This window comes from Mycobacterium sp. MS1601, from assembly GCF_001984215.1.
GTDB lineage: Bacteria > Actinomycetota > Actinomycetes > Mycobacteriales > Mycobacteriaceae > Mycobacterium.
This window is the reverse complement of sequence record NZ_CP019420.1, coordinates 5,470,303-5,496,576: the sequence shown is the minus strand read 5'-3', so window position 1 is coordinate 5,496,576 and position 26,274 is coordinate 5,470,303. Positions and strand designations below refer to the sequence as shown.

Annotated in this window: 24 protein-coding genes, 1 pseudogene and 2 riboswitches; of the genes and pseudogenes, 2 read left to right on the top strand and 23 right to left on the bottom strand. The window is 67.9% G+C overall.

Annotated elements, in window-relative coordinates; translation table 11 throughout:
- Positions 1-65: 65 nt before the first annotated feature.
- The 23 genes and pseudogenes from gcvP to secA2 form a co-directional block, all read right to left on the bottom strand.
- Complete coding sequence (gcvP, locus tag BVC93_RS26270; RefSeq protein WP_083739987.1) at positions 66-2,915, bottom strand: aminomethyl-transferring glycine dehydrogenase; 2,850 nt, start codon at positions 2,913-2,915, stop codon at positions 66-68.
- Positions 2,916-2,946: 31 nt separating this feature from the next.
- Positions 2,947-3,050, bottom strand: a riboswitch (glycine riboswitch).
- A riboswitch (glycine riboswitch) is annotated at positions 3,051-3,148 on the bottom strand. It lies immediately after the preceding riboswitch.
- Positions 3,149-3,162: 14 nt separating this feature from the next.
- Complete coding sequence (locus BVC93_RS26265; RefSeq protein ID WP_442929106.1) at positions 3,163-4,296, bottom strand: M20 family metallopeptidase; 1,134 nt, start codon at positions 4,294-4,296, stop codon at positions 3,163-3,165.
- Entirely contained in the window at positions 4,289-4,963 is a 675-nt protein-coding gene (locus BVC93_RS26260) for a DUF1028 domain-containing protein (RefSeq protein ID WP_083739985.1), read from the bottom strand. Before BVC93_RS26260 ends, BVC93_RS26265 begins: the two co-directional genes overlap by 8 nt.
- Complete coding sequence (locus BVC93_RS26255) at positions 4,960-5,376, bottom strand: RidA family protein (protein ID WP_083739984.1); 417 nt, start codon at positions 5,374-5,376, stop codon at positions 4,960-4,962. Before BVC93_RS26255 ends, BVC93_RS26260 begins: the two co-directional genes overlap by 4 nt.
- Complete coding sequence (locus BVC93_RS26250) at positions 5,373-6,833, bottom strand: 4-hydroxyphenylacetate 3-hydroxylase family protein (RefSeq protein WP_083739983.1); 1,461 nt, start codon at positions 6,831-6,833, stop codon at positions 5,373-5,375. The genes BVC93_RS26255 and BVC93_RS26250 overlap by 4 nt, the downstream gene beginning before the upstream one ends.
- A complete protein-coding gene (locus BVC93_RS26245; protein WP_083739982.1) occupies positions 6,830-7,369 on the bottom strand; it encodes a flavin reductase family protein in 540 nt (179 codons plus the stop codon). The genes BVC93_RS26250 and BVC93_RS26245 overlap by 4 nt, the downstream gene beginning before the upstream one ends.
- On the bottom strand, positions 7,344-8,471 hold the full coding sequence (locus BVC93_RS26240; protein ID WP_083739981.1) for a zinc-binding dehydrogenase: 1,128 nt from the start codon (positions 8,469-8,471) through the stop codon (positions 7,344-7,346). Before BVC93_RS26240 ends, BVC93_RS26245 begins: the two co-directional genes overlap by 26 nt.
- The gene (locus BVC93_RS26235) at positions 8,468-9,274 is read right to left on the bottom strand and encodes an alpha/beta fold hydrolase (protein WP_083739980.1); all 807 of its coding nucleotides are present in this window, start codon (positions 9,272-9,274) and stop codon (positions 8,468-8,470) included. Before BVC93_RS26235 ends, BVC93_RS26240 begins: the two co-directional genes overlap by 4 nt.
- 116 nt (positions 9,275-9,390) lie before the next feature.
- Positions 9,391-10,326 carry a LysR family transcriptional regulator gene (locus BVC93_RS26230; RefSeq protein WP_236950126.1) on the bottom strand — a complete coding sequence of 312 codons (936 nt, stop codon included), beginning with the start codon at positions 10,324-10,326 and terminating at the stop codon, positions 9,391-9,393.
- On the bottom strand, positions 10,323-11,603 hold the full coding sequence (locus BVC93_RS26225; protein ID WP_083739979.1) for a TRAP transporter large permease: 1,281 nt from the start codon (positions 11,601-11,603) through the stop codon (positions 10,323-10,325). The genes BVC93_RS26230 and BVC93_RS26225 overlap by 4 nt, the downstream gene beginning before the upstream one ends.
- Entirely contained in the window at positions 11,600-12,175 is a 576-nt protein-coding gene (locus BVC93_RS26220) for a TRAP transporter small permease (RefSeq protein WP_083739978.1), read from the bottom strand. The genes BVC93_RS26225 and BVC93_RS26220 overlap by 4 nt, the downstream gene beginning before the upstream one ends.
- Positions 12,172-12,972, bottom strand: coding sequence for a maleate cis-trans isomerase family protein (locus BVC93_RS26215; protein WP_083739977.1), 801 nt, complete (start codon positions 12,970-12,972; stop codon positions 12,172-12,174). The genes BVC93_RS26220 and BVC93_RS26215 overlap by 4 nt, the downstream gene beginning before the upstream one ends.
- Positions 12,969-13,970, bottom strand: coding sequence for a TRAP transporter substrate-binding protein (locus tag BVC93_RS26210; RefSeq protein ID WP_083739976.1), 1,002 nt, complete (start codon positions 13,968-13,970; stop codon positions 12,969-12,971). The genes BVC93_RS26215 and BVC93_RS26210 overlap by 4 nt, the downstream gene beginning before the upstream one ends.
- A gap of 450 nt (positions 13,971-14,420) precedes the next feature.
- Positions 14,421-15,041, bottom strand: coding sequence for a MerR family transcriptional regulator (locus BVC93_RS26205; RefSeq protein ID WP_083739975.1), 621 nt, complete (start codon positions 15,039-15,041; stop codon positions 14,421-14,423).
- A gap of 239 nt (positions 15,042-15,280) precedes the next feature.
- Entirely contained in the window at positions 15,281-15,775 is a 495-nt protein-coding gene (locus tag BVC93_RS26200) for a bifunctional nuclease family protein (RefSeq protein ID WP_083739974.1), read from the bottom strand.
- A gap of 81 nt (positions 15,776-15,856) precedes the next feature.
- A complete protein-coding gene (gene ftsR / locus BVC93_RS26195; protein ID WP_083739973.1) occupies positions 15,857-16,594 on the bottom strand; it encodes a transcriptional regulator FtsR in 738 nt (245 codons plus the stop codon).
- Positions 16,594-17,073, bottom strand: a complete 480-nt coding sequence (garA, locus tag BVC93_RS26190) for a glycogen accumulation regulator GarA (RefSeq protein WP_083739972.1) — start codon at positions 17,071-17,073, stop codon at positions 16,594-16,596. Before garA ends, ftsR begins: the two co-directional genes overlap by 1 nt.
- A gap of 144 nt (positions 17,074-17,217) precedes the next feature.
- Positions 17,218-17,612: pseudogene (gcvH, locus tag BVC93_RS26185) on the bottom strand (glycine cleavage system protein GcvH).
- A gap of 39 nt (positions 17,613-17,651) precedes the next feature.
- Positions 17,652-18,401: a DUF881 domain-containing protein gene (locus BVC93_RS26180; RefSeq protein ID WP_083739971.1), complete on the bottom strand. Its 750-nt coding sequence runs from the start codon at positions 18,399-18,401 to the stop codon at positions 17,652-17,654.
- Positions 18,401-18,733 carry a small basic family protein gene (locus BVC93_RS26175; protein WP_083739970.1) on the bottom strand — a complete coding sequence of 111 codons (333 nt, stop codon included), beginning with the start codon at positions 18,731-18,733 and terminating at the stop codon, positions 18,401-18,403. The genes BVC93_RS26180 and BVC93_RS26175 overlap by 1 nt, the downstream gene beginning before the upstream one ends.
- Before the next feature lie 24 nt (positions 18,734-18,757).
- Complete coding sequence (locus tag BVC93_RS26170) at positions 18,758-19,672, bottom strand: DUF881 domain-containing protein (protein ID WP_083739969.1); 915 nt, start codon at positions 19,670-19,672, stop codon at positions 18,758-18,760.
- Positions 19,672-20,286 carry a CDP-alcohol phosphatidyltransferase family protein gene (locus BVC93_RS26165; RefSeq protein ID WP_083739968.1) on the bottom strand — a complete coding sequence of 205 codons (615 nt, stop codon included), beginning with the start codon at positions 20,284-20,286 and terminating at the stop codon, positions 19,672-19,674. Before BVC93_RS26165 ends, BVC93_RS26170 begins: the two co-directional genes overlap by 1 nt.
- Positions 20,287-20,316: 30 nt before the next feature.
- On the bottom strand, positions 20,317-22,587 hold the full coding sequence (gene secA2, locus BVC93_RS26160) for an accessory Sec system translocase SecA2 (RefSeq protein ID WP_236950503.1): 2,271 nt from the start codon (positions 22,585-22,587) through the stop codon (positions 20,317-20,319).
- A 206-nt stretch (positions 22,588-22,793) separates the two neighbouring features.
- On the opposite strand from secA2, the gene BVC93_RS26155 reads away from it, so the two are divergent.
- Entirely contained in the window at positions 22,794-24,347 is a 1,554-nt protein-coding gene (locus BVC93_RS26155) for an FAD-dependent monooxygenase (protein WP_083739966.1), read from the top strand.
- 12 nt (positions 24,348-24,359) lie between these two features.
- Complete coding sequence (locus tag BVC93_RS26150) at positions 24,360-26,258, top strand: ABC transporter ATP-binding protein/permease (protein ID WP_157517089.1); 1,899 nt, start codon at positions 24,360-24,362, stop codon at positions 26,256-26,258.
- The last annotated feature ends 16 nt before the right edge of the window (positions 26,259-26,274 follow it).

The window sequence follows — 26,274 nt, the reverse complement described above, 5'->3', positions numbered from 1 at the left end:
CGTGAGCTCCTCCCCGCCTCGTCCGCCCCCTCGCAAGCTGGGGGTGCCCGCACGGCGCCTCGTCGTCAGGCGAAGGCCTCCACCGGCGGGCATGAGCACACCAGGTTGCGGTCGCCGTAGGCGCCGTCGATGCGGCGCACCGGCGGCCATACCTTCGGTCGGTAGTTCTTGCCCAGCGGGTAGGCCGCCTCTTCGCGGGTGTACGGGTGTTCCCACTTGTCCACCAGCAGGCACTCGGCGGTGTGCGGAGCGTTGCGCAGCGGGTTGTCCTCGACGTTCCACTGACCCGAGGCCACCTTGTCGATCTCGGCCTTGATGGCGATCATCGCCTCGCAGAACGCGTCCACCTCGGCCAGCGATTCACTTTCGGTGGGCTCCACCATCAGCGTGCCGGCCACCGGGAAGCTCATGGTGGGCGCGTGGAAGCCGAAGTCCGCCAGGCGCTTTGCCACATCGTCGACGGTGACGCCGGTGGCCTTGGTGATGCCGCGCAGGTCCAGGATGCACTCGTGGGCCACCATGCCGTTCTCACCGGTGTAGAGCACCGGGTAGTACTCGTCCAGGCGGCGGGCGATGTAGTTGGCCGACGCGATGGCCGTCAGTGTCGCCGCCCGCAGGCCCTCGGCGCCCATCATCGCGATGTAGGCCCAGGTGATCGGCAGGATCGACGCCGAGCCGTAGGGCGCGGCGGACACCACGTGCCCGGCGGGCAGCTCGTCGGCCAGCGGGTGCCCGGGCAGGAACTCGGCGAGATGCGCGCGCACCGCCACCGGGCCGACGCCGGGGCCGCCGCCGCCGTGCGGGATGCAGAACGTCTTGTGCAGGTTGAGGTGGCTGACGTCGCCGCCGAACCTGCCGGGGCGGGCCAGGCCCACCAGGGCATTGAGGTTGGCGCCGTCGACGTAGACCTGCCCGCCGGCGTCGTGCACGGCTGCGCAGATGTCCTCGACGTCGTGTTCGTAGACGCCGTGGGTGGACGGGTAGGTGATCATCAGCGCGGCCAGGTTGTCGGCGTGCTCGGCCACCTTGACCCGCAGGTCATCCAGGTCGACGTCGCCGTTGGTGCGGCAGGCCACCACCACTACCTTCATCCCGGCCAGCGCGGCCGAGGCGGCGTTGGTGCCGTGGGCGCTGGATGGGATCAGGCAGATGTTGCGGTGGCTCTCCCCGCGGCTGGCGTGGTAGTCGTGAATGGCCAGCAGGCCCGCATACTCACCCTGCGAGCCGGCGTTGGGCTGCAGAGACACCGCGTCGTAACCGGTGATCGCCACCAGCCAGTTCTCCACGTCGGCGATCAGCGCCCGCAGCCCGGCGGTGTCCCCCGCGGGTCCGAACGGGTGCTGACGGGAGAACTCCGGCCAGGTGATGGACTCCATCTCGGCAGCGGCATTGAGCTTCATGGTGCACGAGCCCAGCGGGATCATGGTGCGATCCAGCGCCAGGTCCTTGTCGGCCAACGAGCGCAGATAGCGCATCATCGCCGTCTCGGTGCGGTAGGTGGTGAACGCCGGGTGGGTCAGGAATTCGCTTGTCCGCGTGGCGATCTCGACAGGTGCAGCATCCGCGGCGGTGACGCCGAAGGCCTGCAGCACGCTGTCCACGTGGGCGTCGGTGGTGGCCTCGTCACACGCCACCGACACGTGGTCGGCGTCCACGCGCCACAGGTTGATACCGAGGTTCTTGGCTGCGGCCACCACCTCGTCGGCGCGGCCCGGGACCGACGCCAGCACGGTGTCGAAGAAGATGCTGTGGACCACGGCGTCACCGAGGCCGGCGGCGATCCGCTCGGCGTGCGAGTGCACCCGCCGCGCGATACCGGCCAGGCCCTCGGCACCGTGGTAGCTGGCGTACATGGCGGCCATCACGGCCAGCAGCACCTGAGCGGTGCAGATGTTGCTGGTGGCCTTGTCGCGGCGAATGTGCTGCTCACGGGTCTGCAAACTCAGGCGGTAGGCCGGGGCCCCGTCTGAGTCCACCGACACCCCGACCAGACGGCCGGGCAGCTGCCGGGCGTGCTTGGAGGCGACGGCCAGGTAACCGGCGTGCGGGCCGCCGAAGCCCATCGGCACGCCGAAGCGCTGCGCACTGCCGAAGGCGACATCGGCGCCCAGGTCTCCGGGCGGGGTCAGCAGGGTCATGGCCAGCAGGTCGGCGCCGACGGCCACCAGCGCGCCGCGCTCATGGGCCGCCTCGATCACCGCGGTCCAGTCGGTGATGCGGCCGCTGGCTCCCGGCAGCTGGGTGATGACGCCGAAGAAGTCGCCCTCGGGCAGCCCGTCGCGCAGGTCGGTGGTGACGATCTCGATGCCCAGTGGCTGGGCGCGGGTGGCCAGCACCGCGGCGGTCTGAGTGAAAACGTCGGCGTCGACCACCAGCCGGGTGGCCTTGCCCCGCACCGCGCGCTGCATCAGGGTCATGGCCTCGGCGGCGGCGGTGGCCTCGTCCAGCATCGAGGCGTTGGCGATGTCGAGGCCGGTCAGGTCGGCCACCATGGTCTGGAAGTTCAGCAGCGCCTCGAGCCGGCCCTGGCTGATCTCGGGCTGATACGGCGTGTAGGCGGTGTACCAGGCGGGGTTCTCCATGATGTTGCGCAGCAGCACCGGCGGGGTCAGGGTGTCGTAGTAACCCTGCCCGATCATCGAGACGGCGACGGTGTTGCTGTCCGCCATGGCACGCAGTTGGGCCAGCGCCTGGTGTTCGGAGACCGCGGGCGGCAACACGTCGAGCCCGGGTGCCAGCCCGTCGGAGTTCAGCGCGTCGAGGATGCCCGCGGGCAGGGCCTTGGCGGCGAGCTCGTCGAGGGACTGCACCCCGATGACCCCGAGCATGGTGTCGATGTCGGCGGAACCGGGGCCGATGTGCCGGTCGGCGAATAGCGGCACACGTTCGCCGATTCCAGACGAGTAGAGGACCATGGTGTACTCCTAGGCAGGACGAGCCGGTGCGTCCTCCCCCTCTGTCGTCGACCCGCAACGGGTTGCCTGAGAGATTCGGCCCGGTCCGGGCCTTTCCCCATGGGCGGGTGCATGCACCGCTTTCCAGAGGCATCGTGGCCTGTCGCGGTCCTGGGGCCTGAGAGGTTGACGGAGAGGTGTTGCTCCTTCGGCGCCTGTGACTGGCGGCCACAGAGCTCTCCCGCGCGAGGGCGATGCGCCTGTCAGTTTAGCGCGCTGCCAGGTCCAGTGCCGTCCAGGCCAGCGCGGTCGCGCCGTCGCGCAGGGCCGCCTCGGCGCCGTCGCCCACCGCGGCGTCGGCGAACTCGCGTTGGTGGTTGACCGCGGGCAGGGAGCCGATGCCCAGGTAGGGGTGGATGGCCCGGACCAGTTGCGACACATTGCCCATGTCGGTGGACGCCGACGCCATGGCCGCAGCACCGGACGGCGGCGCGGCGGTCATGTCGCGGCCCAGCAGCGCCGCATTGGTGACGAAGTCGTCCAGGATCTCGTCGTCGGTGCGGAATTCCGAGTAAGGCGGGGATTCCAGTTCGATCTCCAGGTCGCAGCCGCTGGCGGTGGCTCCGGCCTGGAAACAGGCTCGGATGCGGGCTTCGATGCCGGTGAGCTGCGCCAGCGTCTCGGCCCGCACATACCAGCGTCCCGACGCCATGTCCGGGATGGCGTTGGGCGCCGAGCCCGCCGAGGTGACCACCCCGTGCACACGCACGGTCGACGGCAGCTGCTGGCGCAGTAGTCCGATGGCCACCTGGGCGACGGTGAAGGCGTCCGCGGCGTTGACCCCCAGATGCGGGTAGGCCCCGGCGTGGGCGCTGACGCCGCGGTAGGTGACGCGCCAGTGCGCCACCGCCATGGGCACCGCCCGTGGCGCGTCGACCGGCCCGGGATGCATCATCAACGCGGCGTCGAGCCCGTCGAACTGGCCGGCCTCCAGCATCAGGATCTTGCCTCCGCCGCCCTCCTCGGCGGGTGTGCCGAGGACGTGCACGGTCAACGTGTCGTCGAGGTCGGCGGCGCGGGTGCTCAGCGCGGCGCCGATGGCCGACGCCGCGATCAGGTTGTGTCCACAGGCGTGGCCCAGGCCCGGCAGCGCGTCGTATTCGGCGACGAAGGCGACGTGTACCGGTCCGGTGCCGGCGGTGGCGTGGAACGCGGTGTCCAGTCCACCGGCCCGATTGTCAACGCTGAAACCGCGTTCGGCCAGCACCGTGGTCAGCAGACGATGAGCTCTGACCTCGTTCCAGGCCAGCTCCGGATCGGCGTGCAACTGCGTGCTGATACCGCGGACCAGGTCCCAGTTCTGTCCCAGGTGCCGCCGCGCCGCCGCCTTGGCCTCAGAGATCACCGGGCACCCCGAAGCTCGGTGCCGCCGACGGATCCAGGGCGCGCCGGACGTAGTCGTCGCGCTGGGGTGCCCACACCGTCCACAGCTGCGCGAGCGCCGCGTAGGGGTCCTCGGAGTAGTCCACCCGCAGGGTGGTTTCCGGCCAGGCGACCTCGCGGTAGACCAGCAGGCCGGCCGAGTAGACCGGCCCCTCCTCGCCACCCGCGGTCAGGGCCGCGTTCAGACCCGCCAGCAGTCGCGCCTCGAATTCAGCGGCACCGGAGCTCTCGTAGCCGCGGATCAGCTCGGTGATGGTGGCCGGACCAGCCAGCATGTTGCCCGCGGCCACCACCCCGTCGCCGGCCACGTGGTGATGGGTGCCCAGCGCACCGGCGCCGCTGAAGGCCGCGGTCCGCCCGGCGCGGTCCAGCACTGTCAGCTGCCGGTAGTCACGCAGGTGGTGGCCGTCGACCACGGCATCCAGTGCGGTCCGGGCGTCGTCACCGGCGGCCAGGCGATCCAGCAGCAGCCCGGACAGGCGCGGGTCGGTGACGTTCTGGGTGGCCGCGGCGCCGAGACCGGGGCGGATGCCCAGGCATCGGCTGGCCACCGCGGGAGACGAGGAGGCGATGGTCATGCCCAGCGCACCGGTGTCCCGGTCCAGCGCTGCCATCGAGAAGGTCATGAGGCCACCTGCCGCACCGCGATCGCGTCGATCTCGACGAGCCATTCGGGGCGGGCCAACGCGCTGACCACCAGGCCGGTGGAAACGGGGTACACACCTTTGAGCCATCGCCCCATCACCCGGTAGACGCTCTCGCGGTAACGCGGATCCACCAGGTACACGGTGACTTTCACGATGTCCTCGAGTCCGGAGCCGGCTTCGGCGAGCAGGGTGGCGATGTTGGCCATGGCCTGCTCGGCCTGGGCGGTGACGTCCCCGACCCCGACGCTGGCGGAGGTATCGAGGTCCTGACCGATCTGCCCCCGCAAGTAGATGGTGTCACCGGCGACGACGGCCTGGCACAGGTCGTTGTCGAGGTTCTGCTCGGGGTAGGTGTCCCTGGTGTTGAACGGACGGATACGGCGGTGGCTCACGCGGGCTCGGTCCCGTTCACCCGGTCCGAGAGCTCTGCGGCGGACTTCACCAGCGCCAGCGGCCCGTCGAAGTCGAAGTTGCGGTACACCGCCTGGTAGTGCGCGAAAGGTGGTGCCTGGGCGAACAACTGGAACGTCAGCCGGTGTCCGGCGTAGTCGCTGTTGAGCAGGTCGCGGGCGAAGGCCAGCAGTTTGCGCCGGTCGTCGGCCTGCCAGTCGTCGTTGATGGAGTAGAACTTCTCCAGCCACGGCGCCGCGCCGGGGATGCCGAAGGTGGCGGAGTCCGGGGTGATGCAGATCTGCCCGCCGCACAGTTCGCGGGCGGTGTGCATCATCTGGGGCAGCTGGGTCTGGGCCCACACCCGCCCGGCGTACAGCAGTGACTGGTTGGGCATCAGCAGCCCGCCCGGGCTGGTTTCGGCGGTGGCGATCGCCGCGGTCAGGTGCGCCTCGATGCCCTCCCGGTAGCAGGCCAGCGCCGCCAGCTTCTCCTGCACAGCCGGGTTCTGGTCCAGCCCGGTCTGTCGGACGTTGAACAGTGCGGCGCCGATCATCAGGTCGGCGAACCGGATCGAGCGGTGCACATACGGCAGTGCGCTGTAGCGGTGCAGGCAGCTGCGCACAAAAGTGGCCGCGCGGGTGTGGCGGTAGAACAGGATGTCGTCCCACGGGATCAGCACGTTGTCGAAAATCACCAGCGACTCGACCTCGTCGACGCGGTTGGACAGCGGATAGTCCGCCGCGTCGCGCCGGCCGGCAAAACCGGTGCGGCAGATGAACTTCAGGTTGGGGGCGTTGAGGTCGGCGATGAATCCGACGGCGTAGTCGGAGAGCTTGGCGTCACCCCAGTTGGCGATGGTGGGTTTGGTGTAGGCCTGGGTGGCGTAGGGGGCGGCGGTTTCGTACTTGGCGCCGCGCACGATGATGCCGTCGTCGGTCTCCTTGACCACGTGCAGCAGCATGTCGGGGTCCTGGTCCTGGGGACGCTTGGACCGGTCACCTTTGGGGTCGGTGTTGGCGGAGATGTGGAACGGGTCGCCGGTGGCGGCCTTGTGCACATGGCGGCGGATGTTCTCGGCGAACCGGGGGTCCACCTCGTTGAGCACGTCCTGGCCGTCGTAGAGCGCCCACATCTCGCCCACCGTCTCGTCGCCCACCCGGGTGACCACGCCGCGCACCTCGTCGAGCACGACGTCCACCGCTGCGCGCTTGTCGTGCCAGTCCTGTTGGGTCAGCGGCAGTTTGTTGGCCACCGCGTTGCGCTCACCGGTGTCGTCGACGTAGGTCATGACGTCCTGGGTGGCCGCCTCGTGCGCGAGGTCGTAGATCCGGGCCCGGATGTCGACGATCGGGGCGAACATCGGGTGCTTGGTGACATCGTGGACCTGCTCGCCGTCGATGTAGATCTCGCGGCCGGTGTTGATGGCCTCCTTGTACTGCTCTCCGGTGCGGATCATGCGGGGCGTCCTTTCGATCTGGTGTCGGCCGCGTGGGCGGCCAGGGTGCGGTAGTTGCCGCGCAGGTGCAGCAGGGGTTCGGCGTCGGTGTGTGCGACGTGCCGCACGGCGCCGAGGTAGAGCTGATGGGAACCGGCGTCGACGACGGTGTGCACGTCACATTCGAAGGCGGCGACGCCGGCGCCGAAGATCGGCAGACCGTTGGTACCCGCGCGCCACTCGTGGTCAAGGAAGGTGAAGGCCGGCCGGCCGAGGTGTTGGCGTCCGGCGAAACTGTCTGCAGCACTACCGTGTTCAGGTCCCAGCAGCGAGACGTTGAAGCTCCCGGCTGTGGTGATGGCGGCGTTGAGGGGGCTGCGGCGGTTGATACAGACCCCCAGCATGGCGGGCTCGTCGGAGACCCGGCTGACCGCGGAGACCGTCTGCCCCCACGGGGTGTCGCCGACCTGGGTGGTGACGATGGTGACCGGGGTGGCGGCGCAGCTGATGGCGCGGACGAACTCGCGCATGTCAACCGGCGTCAGGGTGGGATTCATTGGGCTGCCTCGGGTTCGGTGTTCGTTGGTCGCAGGATCTGAGATTCATCCTGGATCCGCCCTCGTCATCATGCAAAGAGATAGTTCCGTTGTGCTGCATCGGATCTGCAGATACCGGACCCACCGTGACAACCACCTTGCCCACGCGCTCGGCGGCGCCGAATCTGGCGATGGCGGTGGGTAGTTCGGTGAAGGGATGGCACTGGTCGAGCACCGGCCGGATCCGTCCGGTGATGATGTGGGGTAGCACGTTGTCTTCGACTTCGCGGCACAGCGCCGCCCTCATCTCGTCATCCAGGCGCCCCAGGCTCGACGAGGAGATCTCCACGCCGCGTGCCATCAGCACCCCGAGGTCCAGCACCGCCGACGTACCGCCGGCCACCCCGATCACCACCAGGCGTCCACCCGGTGCCAGCACGGCGAGGTTGTCCTCGAGGGTGGACGCACCCTGGTTGTCGAGCACGATGTCGACCCCGTCGGGCACCAGCTCACGCAGTTCGGCGAACAGGTCCGCACCGGTGTGGTCGAGCACATGGGCACACCCCAGCTCCGCGCACAGCGCCGCCTTCACCGGGCCGCGGGCGGTGCCCACCACCTGGGCACCCAGAGCGGCAGCCAGTTGCACGGCGATGGTGCCGACCCCGCCGGCCGCACCGTGCACCAGCACCCGGTCCCCCGGCGCTGCGCGACCGCGGTGCACCAGGTTCCACCAGGCGGTGGCCGCAGCCTCCGGAATGGCGGCAGCCACCACCGGGTCGAGGTCGTCGGGTACCGCGATGCAGGCGCCCGCGGGCACCACGACGTACTCGGCGTACGAGCCCGCCCTGGTCAGCGCCGCCACCCGGTCACCGTGGTGCCAGCGAGTCACCTCGGTGCCCACCTGCACCACGGTGCCCGCGCACTCCAGGCCGGGCACACCGCCCGGCGGGGCCGGCATGGCTCCGCGGGTCTGCAGTATCTCGGCGTTGTTGAGACTGAAGGCAGCCACCTCGACGAGCACTTCCCCCGGTCCCGGTACCGGCACCGGGATCTGCTCCAGAGCCAGCTCCGGGCCGGTGCCACGCTCGCGCAGCACGGCCGCACGCATCTGGGCCGCGTTCACCGCAGCGCCAGTTCGGCGTGGAAATCCAGTATGGCTTGGGCGAATTCGACCGGACAGGTCTCCGGGCTGGAGATGTCACCGGCGTCGAGCACGTGTTCGCGGGCACCCGGGAACGCGGCCAGGATGGCATGCCTGCGGCCGAAAGCCCGCGGGTCGCGCGCGGAGGCCAGGCACAGCACCGGGCCCGCGTAACGTCCGACACCGGCTTCGGAGTGGTAGGCGGCCACCGCGGCGTGACCACGATCGGGATCCGGGTGTGCAAGCACGTCGCGGACGTAGCGGCCGAGCACCGCCGGATCCAGCTGGGCCAGGTAGTCGCAGCGGCGCTGCCAGAGTTGGGCCAGGTGTCCGCCGTCCGAGCGCGCCGTCACGGCGTTGAAAGGCGGTGCGTCGCGGCGTCGCTCCCGCTCTGCGGCGTCGATGAAGGGTGTGGACGACAGCACCAGCGACTGCACCCGCCGCGGCGCCGATGCCGCCAGGTGGTAGGCCACCAGCCCGCCGAAGTGGTGCCCCACCACGTGCGCCCGGCCGGCTCCCAGCTGGTCCATGACGGCGGCCACGGCACCCGCGGCGGCTTCGATGGTGTTCTCGGGCAATGCCGGCGAGTTGCCGTACCCGGGCAGATCCGGGATCACCACCCGGTAGTCGTCCAGATGCGGTAGGACATCGGCGAATTCGTCCCAGCTGCGCGGGGTCTGGTGCAGGAGCACCAGCCAGGGTCCGGCGCCCGGGTCCGCGACGACAACGTGCATGCGGCCCACCGGCGTTGGCAGATAGGCCGGGGTGGGGTCGGGTGTGCTCACGCATTCGATTCAAGACACCGCGGCGCATATCGGCAAACAGTGAGATGTGTTGTGCTGCATGTGTTCAACAGATGCAAGGCATCGCAGGAAGCGATCGCATCTTTGCGGCGGTCCGGCTATCCGGGCACACCGTCGGCCGGGGCGACCACCGCCCGGCACCGTTCGACGAAGGCCTGTGCCCGTCGGCTCATCCGCATGGACGACAGGCTGGCGGTCACCACCCGTAGCGGTGCCACGTCGTCGGCCAGCGGCACGGCCACCACCCGACCGCCGGCGTAGGTGCTGTCGGTGGCCGGTCGCTGGTGCAGCAGGCTGAACCCGTGGTCCTGGGCGACCATGGCGCGCACCGTCTCATAACTGCTGGAGCGGTACTGCACGTTGGGCGACATTCCCCGATCGGTGAAGACGCCAAGGAAGTAGTCGCGGCTGTAGGGCAGATCCACCAAGATCATCGGCTCGTCCACCAGGTCGGCCAACGCCACGCTGGTCGCGCCGGCCAGCCGGTGCGAGGAGGGCAGCGCGGCGTAGGGCGCGATCTCGGCCAGCACGTCGCGGTGCACGCTGTCGCCGAGGGCCAGGTCGTAGGTCAGCGCCACCTCCGCGCGGCCCGACTCCAGGTACTCGCTCACCTCCCCGGCCACCGCCTCGGTGACGTGCACCTCGAGTCCGGGGTGCTCGCGCTTGAGCCCGGCGATGATGGAGGGCAGATAGAACGGCGCCAGCGGACTGAAGCAGACCACGTGCAACGGCCCCCAGAATGCCTGTGCTTCACCGGCTATCGACTCCAGTGATTCGGCCAGGGCGGTGAGGATCTGGCGTGAGCGGACCAGCAGCTCACGCCCCGATGCGGTGAGGGTCAGCCCTTTGGCGTGTCTGCGGATGAACAGCTGGACGCCGAGTTCCTTCTCCAGGTGGGCCACGGCCGAGGACACCGCCGACTGCGCGACGAACAGGTCCTCGGCCGCGCGCGTCATGCTCTCGCGCTCGGCCACCCGGATGAAATATCTCAGCTGCGTCAGCGAGATCCCCCGCAGCTGGTCCACCCCGGTCACGGACCGCCCAGCACGGACGGCAGCCAGGTGGCCAGCGAAGGCACCAGGATGACGAGCACCAGTACCGCGATGGTGGCCAGCAGGAACGGGGTGTTGGCCCGCAGCACGCCCCAGGCGTCCACCTTCGCGATCTTGGCGGCGACGGCCAGCGACATCGCCACCGGCGGGGTCACCTGACCGATGATCACGGTGAGCACGATGATGACACCGAAGTACACGGGGTCGATACCGACCTCGAGCATGGTGGGCAGCATCACCGGCATGATGACCGGGATCAGGGGGTCGAACAGCATGCCGGCCACGATCGCGGTCACCGTCAGTACCGCGACGTAACCCAGCTGGACATCGCCGGGGACGATGGCGGTGGCGAAGTCGGTGAGCGCCTGCGGCAGTCCCGCCATGGCCAGGATGGCGCCGAGTGCCACCGACACCCCGACGATCAGCATCACCTCTCCCGTCAGCACCGCCGCCTCGACCAGGCAGCGGTACAACCGGCGCACCCCCATCGACCGGAACACCACCATCGACAGCACGATGGCGTAGACCACGGCGAACGCCCCGGACTCGGTGGGGGTGAAGACACCCAGCGTCAAGCCCAGCAACACGATTACCGGCACGCCGAAGGCCAGCACCGCACCGCGCATGGTGCGCCACACGCCGGCCCACTCGAACGGGATCTTCTCGCCCCAGCCGTTGCGCTTGGCCTGCACACCGACCACCACCATGAGCACCACGGTCAGGATCAAGCCGGGGATGATGCCGGCCAGGAACAGCGCTCCCAGGGAGGTGCCGGTGGCCGCGGCGTAGAGGATCATGGGCGACGACGGCGGGATCAGCGGGCCGATGCCCGAAGAGGACGCGGTGACCGCCGCCGCGTACGGGGCCGGGTAGCCGTGCTTTTTCATCTGCGGGATCAGGGTGGAGCCGGTGCCGGCCAGATCGGCGACGGAGGTGCCCACCATGCCGCCGAAGAACAGGCTGGTGGACACGTCCACCTGCGCCAGGCCCCCGGGCAGCGAGCCGAACAGCGAACGGGCGAATGCGAATACCCGCTCGGCGATGCCACCGGCGTTCATCACCACCCCGGCCAGGATGAACAACGGCATGGCCAGCAGGATGAAGCTGCTCATCCCGTCGGTGACCTGCTGCGGGTACTGCAGCATCCAGGACCCGCCCAGGGTGGCGTAGGTGGCCACCCCGGCCGCCATCGCGATGATCAGCGGCGTGCCGAGCAGCAGCAGGCCGATGATGACGCTCAGGGCCAGCGCCAGCGTCATGACTTCTCCTCCTCGAGCTGCCGCAACACCGCGGCCCTGGTGCCGGGCAGCTGAAGCAGCAGGATCAGCGCCGCGGCCGCCGCACCCACGGGCAGGGCCGCGGTGAAGAAGCCGCGCGGCAGTTGCAGATACGGGCTGGGATCGTCACCGAAGGTGACGACGTAGAGGTAGGCGAACCAGGCCAGGTGCAGCAGCACCAGTGCCGAGAGCAGATCGGTGGCCAGGCGCAACCATACCTGCGCACGAATTGGCAAGCGGCCCACCAGAGCCCGCACCGCGATCGACTCCCGGCGTCGCACCCCGAGGGTGAAGCCGAGCATGGTGAGCCACAGCATCAGGCCGGTGACCAGTTCCTCGGTCCACCCCAGCGGGGAGTTGAACAGGAAACGCAGCACTGCGTTGAGGAACAAGATGGCGGTGATGGCCGCCAGGTTGGCCGCGGCCAGCGCTTCCAGCACCCGGTCGATGACGGTCTTGGTGTCCGGCATCGGGTCCACCCCGGCGGTGGAGTCCAACTGCGCGGCCACCTCGGCAGGTTCGGCGATGGGATGGGCTTCGCTGTGCGCGCTCACGCCGTCACCTCCGCCGCCGTGGCGCCCACGCGGGAGTCGAGCAGCGTGCCGAAACCGGCGCGGGCGGCGTCGGTGTCGGTGATCTCCAGCGCGTACCAGAACGACGCCGAGACGGCGCTGATGACCGGCTTGCCGAGCTCCTGCTCCAGCGCGGCGATGGCGCCCACACTGGCGAAGTTGGTGCAGCTGATGAACACCGCGGTCGCCTCGTCGGTGTCGGTGGCCACGGCCAGGTCGTAGACCCTCTCCAACGGCACAGCGGCCAGTTCGACATCGCTGGTGATGTCCAGACCACTGCTGGAGACCACCGGGTGCCCGTTCTCGCCGAAGAAGCGGGCCGCCCGGTCGATCACCTCCTGGCGGTAGGGGGTGACCAGGCTGATCGGCCCGGCCCCCACCGCGTCCAGTGCGGCGATGCTGGCGGTGGACGTGGTGGTGCACCTCCCCGGCATGCCGGCCCACTGCTCGAACTGCTCGACCAGCATCGTGTCCCAGGCACTGCCGTGCAGGAAGGACGCGCTGGTGCCACCGAACACCAGGACATCCAGCGGCGCCTGCGCCACCAGCTCGACCGCGGTGCGCAGTTCGGGCGAACGCATCATGGCGTCGATACCGGCGACGGTGACGCTGGGCAGCGTGACGCGGCTGGTGTGGATGGTGGCCGCCGGGGTGGCCATCGCATACATCTCGGCTTCCATGAGGGTGCTGGACGCCATGTAGATCAGGCCGACGCGGGTGGCGGTGTTCAGTTCGGTCAGCAGCAGTCGCGGTCGCTGCGAGGGCGGTGCCGAGCTCACTGGCGGTACTCGGCCAGCACGCGGTTGGCGAAGTCGCCCGGGATGCCTTCGGCGATCTGCTCACGCACGCCGGCGACCTTCTCCCCCAGCTGGTTGACGTCCGCGTCGTTGATCTCCACACCGGCGGCCTCGAACTTGTCCAGCAGCTCCTCGTCGGCGGCGGTACCTGCCGAGCGGCTGGTCTCGGCGGCTGCGTCGGCCGCCTTTTGCAGACCTTCCTGGATCTCCGGCGAAAGTTCCTGCCAGCTCTGCTCGTTGACGGTGAGGTAGACCGGGCTGTAGATGTGGGCGGTCAGCGACAGGTAGCGCTGCTTCTCGTAGAACGAGAAGGCGTCGATGACCTTGAGCGGGTTCTCCTGGCCGTCGAGCACTCCCTGATCGAGTGCCAGGTAGGTCTCGCCGATGTCGATCTGGGTGGGCGCGGCGCCCAGTGCCTCGAACAGGGCGACCCGCGCCGGGTTACCGGGTACGCGGATCTTCAAGCCGGACAGGTCATCTGAGGTGACGATGGGCCGGGTGTTGTTGGTGATGTGACGGAATCCGTTCTCGCCGAACGCCAGAACGCGTGCGCCCACCGAGCTGACCAGCGATTCGCTGAGTTCGTCGCCGTAGGGGCCGTCGAGGAACTGGGTCACCGTGTCGCGATCGGTGAACAGGAACGGCATGTCCATGATGGTGAAGGTGGGGTCCAGGTTGGCCACCGAGCCGCTGACCGCGGCGATGTCGATGGCGCCGGCCCGCAGGCCCTGCAGCACGGCCTCCTCGTCACCGATGGCCCCGCCGCTCTGCACCGTCACGTCCACCGAGTCGCCGAGCTCGTTTTCCACCTCGTCGGCGAAGGCCAGCAGCATGTCGGCCAGGGGGTCACCCGCGCTGGTTTCCACGGCCAGCATGAGTTTCGTTGCACCGGAATCGCTTTCGTTGCCACTGGAACATGCCGCGAGCACCAGCATGCTGGCCAGGCCACAGGCTGCGATCGCCTTCGGTAGTGCCGCCATTGAATTTCCTCTCGTGCCGCCACAGTGGGCTTCGGCTGACGGTGATCTGTCGTCTTCGCGAGCAGGCTTCGATGCCAACGCGATTCAGCCAAGATTCCGAATTCCACTGCACCGCGTCAAACAGTAGAAAGCGACCGCCTGCATCTGTCAAACAGATGCTCCGAAACATGAAATTAATTGCAGCGCAGGAAACTTCGACGTGACACAACGGTAACGCGGGCACGGTTGTCTGCTCAGTTGCCCTGTTGCACACAGCCGCATAACGGCTAGTCGCGATCGCCGGGGAAGACGGCCCCTCGCCGCCCGAGCCTGAAATGAATGCATGACACAGCCAGTGTGATGAGTTTCATCAGCGGCGTCCGGCTGCGCGCCGTAGCGACCATGGGCATGAAAAAGGGGCTGCCGCAGCAGCCCCGTGGATAACGCGGTGGGCGCGTACAGCGCCCTCGGTCAGCCGATCTTGCGGTCGCGGTGCTTGCGCCGCGAGGCCAGCTCGTCCTCGGGCGCGGCAATGGATTCGCCGCCGTCGGCCCGCTCGCCGGGGAAGTCGGCGATGGCGCCGGTGAGCTCACGCATGGCCCCGGAGACGGCGATGCCGAACACGCCCTGACCACCCTGCAGAAGGTCGACCACCTCTTCGGCGGACGTGCACTCGTAGACCGTGGTGCCGTCGGAGAACAGGGTGATGTTCGCCAGGTCCTGCACACCACGCTGGCGCAGGTGGTCCACCGCGACGCGAATGTTGTGCAGCGAGATGCCGGTGTCGAGCAGGCGTTTGACGATCTTGAGGACCAGGATGTCCTTGAAGGAGTACAGCCGCTGGCTACCGGAACCGGCTGCCCCGCGGATGGACGGCACCACCAGCGAGGTCCTGGCCCAGTAGTCGAGCTGGCGGTAGGTGATACCGGCGATCTGGCAGGCACTGGGCCCGCGGTAGCCGATCAGGGCATCGGGCACCGAGTCGTCCGGGAACAGCCCTGGCTGCACCGGTTCGGTGACCACAGGCTCCTGGCTTGTCGTCGAGTCGTCGGCGCCAAGATCCAACTGCCCCTGACGTGGCTGCTCGCCCACCTGTGATTCCTCTCGCCGATCGTTCTCGTCGTCAGCTGCCTGCCCCGAGCCCGAGTGCCCTGAGCATACGCTTCCCGGCAGGTCCCCGGTGCCTACTGGACCCGCCAACGTGACCCAGTATGGGGCCGTCTGCGGGCCGACATGTTGTCATTTCGGGCGTGTCGAACGCGGACGCCCAGTTGAGACGCATCCGTGATCGCTCCGCGTTGAAAACGATTTCCAGGCCTCGCGACAACCGCTCAGGTGGCCTTGAAATCGTCCGGCGACACGCTGTCGAGAAACTCCTTGAACTTCTCCACCTCGTCCTCGCGAACCGCGCCGGTGGCTTCTTCGTCGTTCTCGTCGGGGATCAGCAGACCCGCCTCGGCGAGCACCGCCTCCTCCACATAGATCGGCACGCCGACACGCAGGGCGATGGCCACCGAATCCGACGGCCGAGCCGAGACCTTGATGTCGCGGTCGAAGATCAGGTCGGCGTAAAACGTGCCCTCCTGGAGATCAACGATCCGCACCTCTTTGAGTGAGTGCCCCAGTGCTGCGATCACGTCGCGGAACAGATCGTGGGTCATGGGCCGTTGCGGCTCGACGCCCTGCTGTTCCAGAGCGATGGCGGCAGCTTCGGACTGCCCGATCCAGATGGGCAGGTACCGGTCACCATCAGCCTCTCGCAGCAACAGAACCGGCTGGTTCTGTGGCTGCTCGACACGAATGCCGACGACCCGTACTTCACCCATTGTGTGTCTGCCCTCCGCACCTGTCAGTGCTGCTCGACGACCCGGTCAACAATCACCAACCCGTCCAACAAAGTCTAGTCCTCACCTGTTGAGAACGTCGCGCACAGCGGACTTCACCAACGAGGTGTGCAAAGTGATCGCCAGCGCCGCCACTTCCCGCGCCAGATCATCGGCGCGATCGCGGGCGCCGGTCTTGTCGGCCTTGGTCAGCGGGCCCGCGATCTGAGCGATCAGATCCGACTGCCGATCGGCAGCAGACCGGAAAGCCCGCAGGTGCCTCGGCTCGACGCCGTACTCGGCCAGGGCGGCGGCGCATTGCACGATCGGCACGGTGTGCTCGTCGAAAAAGCCGGCGGCTCCGGTGGTGATGACCCCGGCTTTCATCAAAGCCGTCAGCGTGTCCTCGGCGTCGGCCGCGGACAGGCCGGACTGCTCGATGACGTCCTCGCGGCGCAACCGCACCTTGGCCGCCACCACGGCCGGCGACTCGGCGGAACCGGCTTCGGACACCAGCCGCGGCACTCCGTACGGTGAGCCCGTATCAGGCAGTTCGCCGTCGGACTGGGCATCCAGCTGGGCCTTGATGACCTTCAGCGGCAGATACTGATCGCGCTGCGCGGTGAGGATGAAACGCAGACGCGCACAGTCGTAGGCCGTGAACCTCCGATACCCCGAGGCCGTCCGCCCAGGCGTCACCAGACCTTCAGCCTCCAGGAAACGGATCTTGGAGATGGTGACGTCCGGGAAATCGGGCCGCAGCGCGTCCAGCACCGCGCCGATCGACATCCCGGCGAACGCGGGAGTATCGGGTGCGGTCACTAGCTGCTGGGACCCCCGTCATCGCCCTTGGGGCCGGTCAGGAAGACGAGCCGGAACTTGCCGATCTGAACCTCGTCGCCGTTGGCCAGCACGGCCGAGTCGACGGGCTCACGGTTGACGTAGGTGCCGTTGAGGCTGCCCACGTCGACCACCTGGAACTCGGCGTTCTCCAGCCGGAACTCGGCGTGACGGCGGCTGACGGTCACGTCGTCGAGGAAGATGTCGCTGTCAGGGTGACGCCCGGCAGACGTGCTGGGCTGATCCAGCAGGAACCGCGATCCCGCGTTGGGCCCGCGCTTGACGACCAGCAGCGCAGAGCCGACCGGCAGCCCTTCGACCCCTGAGACGGCACCTTCACCGCTGGTGGCCGCCGGGGCGTCCAGTTCATTCAGAAAATCGGCACGGAAAACCGACGTCGTCTCGACCGTCACCTCTTCAGACACCTGGTCAGCACCCGGGTTGCTGTCCTTGTCCGTCACACGCTGCTCCTCACTGGACTGCTGTGGCGATTAACGCCGGTGAACTGTGCTGCCTACCGTCGTGATGTCGACGTTACCGCGCCGTCGGCACGATTGTGCCCGGCACGGCAGGAAACACGGCTGGCAGGCACCCTAACAACTAACTCATTCGGTGAGAGTGGCGCGGTATGCCTCGGCGTCCAGCAATGCCCGAATCCGGCGTCGAGCTCGCCCGGCTGTGCCCGCAGTTCCAGCAGCCAACCCGCGCCGTACGGATCGGAGTTGACCAGGTCGGGGCTGGCCTCCAGATCGCCGTTGACGGCAACCACTTTCGCGGTCAGTGGGGCGTAGAGGTCGGAGACGGATTTGGTGGATTCCACCTCGCCGAAGGTGTCGCCGGACGTGAGCTCCGTACCCGTATCGGGCAGCTGCACGAACACCACATCGCCCAGCGCGGACTGCGCATAGTCGGTGATGCCGACGCGCACGGTGTCATCGCCGGTGCGACGGACCCATTCGTGTTCGGCGGTGTAGGACAGCTCGGCTGGGATCTCGCTCACGTTCGGTTCTCACTCACACTCGTTGGTTCACAGATCTGCTCATTTGACTGGCTGAGCGTATTGGCGTGGTTTCGGTTGCCGCAAGGCGGTGACGTCAACGCGCTCGGACTGTTGGATGGCCATCGAGCCACCGACCCGTTCGACGCTGTCCACGGCGCCTCCCGGGATGTTCATCGCCGCAGCCAAGGTGGGCGGATCGCCAATGGCAAGAACCGAATAGGGCGGGGCCAAAGCGGTGCCGTCGACTTCGAGCGCTCCCGGATTGCCCACCACCCAGGTGTCGACGCCGACGCGAACCGAGCTGTCCCCCGCCCGGATCTCCATGGCTTCGGCGCCGGCGGCGCGCAGTTCGTTGATGACGTCGAGCATGGTCTCCGGGGACACGCCCGAGGCCGGGTCGTCGATGGTCACCACCACCCCCGGACCGGTGGCGCCCACGGTGCCGATCAGGATGGACAGTGCCGCCAGCCGGGCCCTGGCGTTGTCGATGGCGGCCTGGTCAGAGCTGCCCGCCGCCTGCAACGCAGCAAGCGTCCGCTGCAGTTCAGCCACCTCGGTGCTCAACGCTGCCTCGCGTTGCTGCAGAGAGTCCAGCAGCACCAGCAGGTCGGCGGGGCGGGCCGATTCCAGCGAGTCGCCGGATTCGGTCTGGCGCACCTGCGTGGCGATGGCCACACCGAGCACCAGGCACAGCAACACGGCCAGCGCGCCGAACACCATCTGCGAGCGCGTGCGTGTGCGGCCGCCCTCGACCGGTAGCTCGTGCTTGCCATGATCGTGGGTGGTCATCAGGCTCCGAACAACTTGCGGCGCAGGGCGGCGGCGTTGCCGAAGATCCGAATTCCGAGAACCACGATGATGGCGGTGGACAGCTGGGTGCCCACCCCCAATTGGTCGCCGACATACACGATTAGAGCTGCTACCAGTACGTTGAACACGAACGACACCACGAACACCTTGGCGTCGAAAATGTGCTCGAGATAGGCGCGCAGGCCGCCGAACACCGCATCCAGCGCCGCCACCACGGCGATCGGGAGGTAAGGCTGGATCACCTCCGGCACGCTGGGCTGGAACACCAGGCCCAGCACGATGCCCACCACCAGTGCTGCGATCCCTATCACAGGTGCTTCTCCAGAATCTCGATGTCAGGGGCCGATCTGTGTCGCGAACACGATCTCGCGGGTGGCGCCCGTCGGCACGGTCAGGCCTTCGCCTGCGCTGACCGTCACGCCCACCCCGTAGGAGATCTCGAGCAGCCTCAGCCGCGTCAGGGCGGGGCTGCGTTCGAATCCGTCGCGCAGGGCGTTCTGCGGACCGAGAGCGACGATCTCATAGGGACTGGCAATGGGGTGATTGTCGACCAGGATCGCGCCGCCCGCTTGCCGGATGGTGACGTTGGGCCCTACCCGGATGCCGTCGATCGCGATGGCCTCGGCCCCGGCGGCCCACAGCGAGTTGACCACCAGCTGCAGGTCGCGGTCCAGGATCACCTGGCGGCTGCCGGGCACCCGCTGCTTGGACACGTCGGTGAGATCGCGGGTGACGCCGGGATCGGTCACCGACACCGTGATACCCGGACCGATCATCGGGGTGCTTCCCGCGGGCAGATTGAGCTCGTCGAGGCGGGACAGGAGTTGCTGTCCCTCGGCGTCGTCGGCGAGTTGGCGGCGCTGAATGTCGTCGACCTCGGCGGCCAGGGTGTCGCGCCGGGTGGCCAATTCATCGGTGGTGCCCTCGGCGGAGCGGACGCTGCCGGCCAGGACGTGCTGGGCCTCGCTGACTCCAGGCGCGGTGGAGCGGGCCTGGGCCGCGGCCACGGCGAACACCGAGGCGATCAGCAGAGCCGCCAGCGCCTGCCACATCCAGCGCGCGGCACGCGGCGGCGGCTGTGACGATTGGGCTCTGGCCTTGGCGGCGGCGGCGTAGCCAGGGTCCAGGTGCTCGGAAAGCAGCGAACGCAGCAACGACGGCACCGGAAGCTTGCGCACGGCCTTGATCCGGTCGGTGTCCAGTCCCGCGGTGGGGTCGTAGCCGCCCAGTGTGCGGTCGGGTTCGCTCATCACCGGACCTTGGGAAGCTGGCGAACCACCATCACCAACTGGATCACGTAGAGCACAAAGGCCCACACATACATGTAGACACCCCAGATCAGAAATCCCCATCCGCAGGCGCCGATCACGCTGGCCCACAACGCTGTTCCAGGGGCAACCGATGCCCCCAACAGGATCAGCGGGAAAGCCGACATCAGCGCGAACGTCGCCGCTTTTCCGATGTAGGTGACCGGCAGCGCCGACAGTCCGCGGCTGCGCAGGATCGGCAGCATCGCCGCCAGCAGCCCGTCGCGCACCACCAGGATCCCGATCACCCACCAGGGAACAATGCCCGCCAGCGCAAACGAGACGGGTACGGCGACCATGTAGAGCCGGTCGACGGCGGGGTCCAGCAACTCCCCCAGTCGCGACGACTGGTCTTTGAAGCTGCGAGCGATCTTGCCGTCCAGCCAATCGGAGGCGCCGCTGAACACCAGGATGCCGACAGCCCACGAGTAGGCCGACTGGCTCTCGGCGCCCAACATCAGGTAGACGAACACCGGGATGAGGATCAGACGCACCACCGACAGCGCGTTGGGCACCGTCAGAACCCGGTCGCGCGTGCCCCCCGGAGCAGGCGTCATGGGAGTAAACCCTATCGAAGTACGGCGTGCCTAGCGGAAGATCCCCGGCAGGCTCAGGGCCGACAGCGTGTCGTCGTTGAGCGGGTTGTCGTGCACCATGTAGGTCCACGTCGACGTGGGCCGGGCCAGCTTGGACAGGTCCAAGCCGGGTTCGTCGGTCAGGATGTCGGCCGTTTCGAAGGTCTGCTGGGCTGCTTCCACCGCATCCGCGGCCAGCGAGGTGAAGGCGTCGACGGCCATCCGGTGGAACTCGTCGAGTGGGTTCTGCCGCCCGAGTGCCCGCAGGTGGATGCTCTCGCGGATGTCGGCCAGGAACGCCTGGTGATCGGCCCAGCCGCGGTCGAGGTGGTAGAGCATGATCAGCCGGCAGATGCGCTCCAACTTGTCGTCGGAGATGGATTCGGACAGCTCCTTGTACCGCTCCGGGGCCAGATCCTTGAGTTCCTCCAACGCCGTCGGCGTGGACAGCAGCGTGTTGCGGCGCTCCACGATGATGGCGCGCTGCTGTGCGATCAGATGGTTGTAGCGCCAGGTGTTTGCGTGCACGTCGAGCAGCCTGCCTTCGGCGATGCGCTGCGCGTGGTCGATCAGCGTGGCGGCCTTGGGGCTGGTGATCCGGCCCTCGTCGTCGGCCTCGTGGGGCAGTTTGTCCGCGTCGAGGTGCGAGAGCACCACGTCGTCTTCCCAGCTGGCGAAGAACACCGACGAGCCGGGGTCACCCTGGCGTCCGGCGCGTCCCCGGAGCTGGTTGTCCAGGCGTTCGGTGTTGTGCCTACCGGTTCCGACGACGTGCAGCCCACCCAGCTCGACCACCTGGTCATGGGTCAACTCGTCGGAGCCGCCGAGTCGGATGTCGGTACCGCGGCCCGCCATCTGGGTGGACACGGTGACGGCGTTGAGTGCGCCGGCCTCGGCGATGACGGCGGCTTCCTCGGCGTCGTTCTTGGCGTTGAGGACGACGGCGGGCACCTTGCGTTTGAGCAGCCGCTCGTGCAGTTCCTCGGACTCGGCGACGTCGTGGGTGCCGACGAGCACCGGCCTGCCGGTGGCGTGCACTTCCTGGATGTGCGCGATCACCGCGTCGATCTTGGCGGCGGCGGTGATGTAGACGCGGTCCTCGGCGTCCTCGCGGATGTTGGGCGTGTTGGACGGGATCTGGGAGACGCCCAGCTTGTAGAACTGGCGCAGCTGCTCGCCGGCGGCCAGCGCGGTGCCGGTCATGCCACACAGCGTCGGGTACCGGTTGATCAGGGCCTGAACCGTGATGTTGTCCAGCACCTCGCCGGTTTCGGTGGTCTCGATGCCTTCCTTGGCCTCCACCGCGGCCTGCAGTCCGTCGGGCCAGCGCTGCAGCTGGGCGATGCGGCCGCGGGAGGCGTTGATCAGATGCACCGCACCGTCGCGGACGATGTAGTGCACGTCGCGCTGCAACAGGACGTGGGCATGCAATGCCACGTTGACCTCGGTGAGCGTGGTGGCGACGTGCTCCTCGGAGTACAGGTCGATGCCGCCGAGCGCCTTCTCGACCTTCTGTGCGCCTTCTTCGGTGAGGTGGATGTTGCGGCGGTCGGCGTCGGCGGAGTAGTCGATGTTCGGGTCCAGATTGCCGACGAGCTCGATGATCTCCAACTTGGGCTTTTCGCGGTGGGTGGTCCCGGCCAACACCAGCGGCACCAGCGCCTCGTCGACCAGTACGGAGTCGGCTTCGTCGATCACGGCGACATCCGGATTGGGTGATACCAGGTCGGCGACGTCGGTGACCAGCTGATCGCGCAGCACGTCGAAACCGATCTCGTTCACCGAGGCGTAGGTGACGTCGCACTGGTACGCCGCTCTCCGCTCTTCGGCAGTGGACTCGCCGGTGATCCAGCCGACGGTCAGTCCCATCGCCTGCAGCAGCGGGCCCATCCACTCGGCATCTCGGCGGGCCAGGTAGTCGTTGACCGAGATGACGTGCACCCGACGTCCGGCCAGCGCGTATCCGGCTGCGGCGATGGCGCCGGTCAGCGTTTTGCCTTCGCCGGTGGCCATCTCGACGACATCGCCGGCCAGCATCCGCAGTGCGCCCTGCAGCTGGACATCGAACGGGCGCAGACCGGTGGCACGTTCGGCGGCTTCGCGGGCGATGGCCAGGAACTGCAGGATGTCCTTCGACTCGGCCAGCGCTTCGAGGTCGAGTAGGCCTGCGGCCTTGCTGAGCTGCTCGTCGTCCAGGCTCTTCGCCTTCTCGTCGAAGGCCGCGGAGTCTTTGACCTCGGCGAGTGACTTGGCCTGGTTCTTGTCCGCGCTGGCGCCGAGCATCTTCCAGAACCGGCCGCTGATCCGGCCGGGCTTGGAAGGGTTGGTCTTCGCATCCGCTTTGGTCTTCGAGGAGGTCCGTGCCACACGACAACCGTACTTGCCTTCCCTGCCAGCGCGAGCGTGCGTTGGCAGGCTTGTCCTGACGCCGCCGAAGCAATACCGCCTGACAAACGCGTCCACTGGGATTCGGCCTGCATAATTGCGCGGTGACCGACGCTTTCGACACCGATGTCCTGGTTGCCGGTGGTGGGCCCATCGGGCTGGCCGCGGCCGTCGAGTTGAATCGCCGCGGCGTCGACTGCCACATCGTCGACCCTGTGGTCCAGCCCCCTCAATACGCCAAAGCCGTTGGGGTGCAACCCCGTACGCTCGAAGTATTCGAGGGCATGGGGATCCTGCAGGCCATCTTGGACCAGTCGATCCCGATGCGCGGCCAGGTGGTCTACGTCAACGGCGCCCGCGTCGGTGAGCTGGAGCTGCGCCTGCCGCCGGATGTGCCGTTCGGTTTCATCTGCATTCCGCAGTACGCCACCGAGGCGGTTCTGCGCGACGAACTGGTCCGACGCGGGGTGTTCGTCCAGCGCGGCGTGGCGGTCACCGGCTTCCAGCAGGACGACGACGGCGTGACCGTCGAGGTGGGTTCCCAGCGGGTGCGCGCCCGGTACCTGATCGGCGCCGACGGGGCACACAGCGCGGTACGCAAAGCTCTGGGGTGCACGTTCGAAGGCGGGGCGTTCGAGGAGCAGTACATGCTCGGCGACCTGGAGGTGGACTGGTCACTGCCCCGCGGATACGCGCTGCGCGCCGCGCACCAGGTCGACGGCACCACCGATGACCTGCTGGTGTGCATCCCGCTGCCGGGCCGGGGGCGCTATCGGATGACGATGCTGGTGCCGCCGCAGCTGTCCGCCGGTGACACCCCGGCACTGTCCGACATCCAGACGGTCCTGGACCGGTTGGCACCCGAACCGGTGACGGCCCGCAACCTGCGGTGGTCATCGGTGTTTCGGATCAGCCACCGCATCGTCGACAGCTACGGCACCGGCCGGGTGTTCGTGGCGGGCGACGCCGCCCACATCCACCCGCCGACGGGTGCCCAAGGAATGAACACCGGCATCCAGGACGCCCACAACCTGGCGTGGAAATTGGCGCTGGCCGTCCGCGGACAGGCCGCCGATGGTTTGCTCGCCACCTACGACGCCGAACGCAGGCCCGTGGGCGAGGAGGTGGTGGGCCGCACGGTCCGCAGTGCCCGCGCCGGTGTCGGGGCGGACTCGGCGGATCCCGACTACGCCATGCGCCGGGAAGCTCAGTTGTTGATCTCGTACGCCGGCAGTCCCATCGTCGCCGACGGCGCCGGTGAGCGAGCTCCCGATGCCACCGGCCTGCACCGCGATTCGGTCACCGGGCCACTGCGGCTGTTCACGCTGCTCAACCGCCGCGACCACGCCGTCGTGCTCTATGCAGGCACCGGCTTCACCGACGTGGGCGCTCTGGAAGCCGTGGCCGACGCAGCGTCGGACGCCACTTACGACACCGCGCAGGTCTTCGTGGTGGCCGCTCCCGACGCCGGCGTCGCCGACACCGTGTTGCCGGTCATCCGCGACACCGACGGCCAGTTCGCCGGCGCCTACGGGGCCCGGGGGCTGTCGGTCTTCGTCATCCGTCCTGACGGTTACCTGGGCCTGGCGGTCCGTGACATCGCACCCACAGCCGCCGCCGATACCGTCACCGCGCACCTGCGCTGCACTTTCGCCTGACGAGGAGCCACATTGTTCGAGCAGTCCATCGACTGGAGCGACCAGATCGGTGTGTCGCTGTGGTGGATCACGTGGGTGTTCGCGCTGACCGCCGCCGTGTCACTGGCCGCTGTGGCCGCGTTGCTCCGGTTGACCACCTGGGGTCGACAGTTCTGGCGGGTCAGCGGCGAATACTTCAAAGGCCGCTCGAGCCTGCCGGTGTGGGGTTTGTTGGCGTTGTTGCTGCTGTCGGTGGTGGCCTCGGTGCGCCTCGATGTGTTGCTGAGCTACTTCTACAACGACCAGAGCACCGCTCTGCAGGTCGCATTCGGAGGTGTCGCATCGGGCGACGACGCCGTCAAACAGTCCGGTGTGGACGGCTTCTGGACCGCGATGAAGTTGTTCGCGCTGTTGGCGACGGTGCACGTGGCCCGCACCATGCTCGACATCTACCTGATGCAACGCTTCATCATCAGATGGCGCGTCTGGCTGACCCACCGCCTCAGCGCCGACTGGCTCGACCATCGGTCGTATTACCGGGGGCGGTTCATCGACGACACCATCGACAACCCTGATCAGCGCATCCAGCAGGACATCGACATCTTCACCACCGGTGTCGGTCCCACCCCCAACATCCCGCAGTACGGCACCGGTTCGGTGCTGCTGTTCGGCGCCATCAGCTCGATTCTGTCGGTGGCGTCGTTCGGTCCCATCCTCTGGAACCTCGCCGGGCCGCTGACGCTGCTGGGTGTGACGATCCCTCGGGCGCTGTTCTGGATCGCGGTCGCCTACGTGCTGATCGCCACCGCGGTCGCCTTCTGGATCGGCCGGCCGTTGATCCGGTTGAGTTTCATCAACGAGGCCCGCAACGCCGCCTTCCGGTACTCGCTGGTGCGGTTGCGCGACATGGCCGAGGCGGTTGGTTTCTACCGCGGCGAGCGGGCCGAGCGCGTACAACTCGAAGGCCGCTTTGCACCGCTGATCGACAACTATCGGCACTACGTGCGGCGCACCATCGGCTTCACCGGCTGGAACCTGTCCGCCAGCCAGGCCGCGGTGCCGCTGGCCGATATCGTGCAGGCGCCGCGGATGTTCAACGGCGATATCACCTTCGGTGAGATGACCCAGTCCGGCAACGCCACCAGCCAGGTGCTGGCCGGGCTGTCCTTTTTTCGCAACGCCTACGACTCGTTCGCCAGTTTCCAGGCGGCGATCATCCGCCTGGACGGTCTGGTGCAGGCCAACGAGAAGGCCAGGCAGCTTCCGGAACTAGCCACCGCCGACAGCTCCGACGGTTCGGTGGCCCTGGAGCGGGTCGAGGTGCGCACCCCGACCGGTGACGTCCTGATCAACCCGGTGGATCTGCGTCTGGAGCAGGGCCAGGGTTTGGTGATCACCGGCGTGTCCGGTTCGGGCAAGACGACACTGCTGCGCAGCCTGGGCCAGCTGTGGCCGTTCACCTCCGGCACGCTGCGGCGCCCCGGAGGTCTGAACGAGACGATGTTCTTGTCCCAGGTGCCCTATGTCCCGCTGGGTGATCTGCGAGCTGTCGTCTCCTACCCCGCCTCCCCCGGTGACATCCCCGATGCGGACTTGCAACAGGCGCTGACCAAGGTTCAGCTGTCCCACCTGGCACACCGATTGAACGAGGAACGGGACTGGGTGAAGGTGCTCTCCCCCGGTGAACAGCAACGCGTGGCTTTTGCCAGGGTGTTGTTGACCAAACCGAAAGCGGTGTTCGTCGACGAGGCCACCGCCGCTTTGGACGAGGGCCTGGAATTCGCGATGTATTCGACTGTTCGCCAAGAGCTTCCTGACCTGATCATGGTGAGCGTGAGCCACCGTCCGAGCGTCGAGCAGCACCATGAGCAGGAGTTGCATCTGCTCGGCGGCGGCGAGTGGCGCTTGGAACCGCTCGCCACGTCGAGATAGCGGCCTCCGGCACATC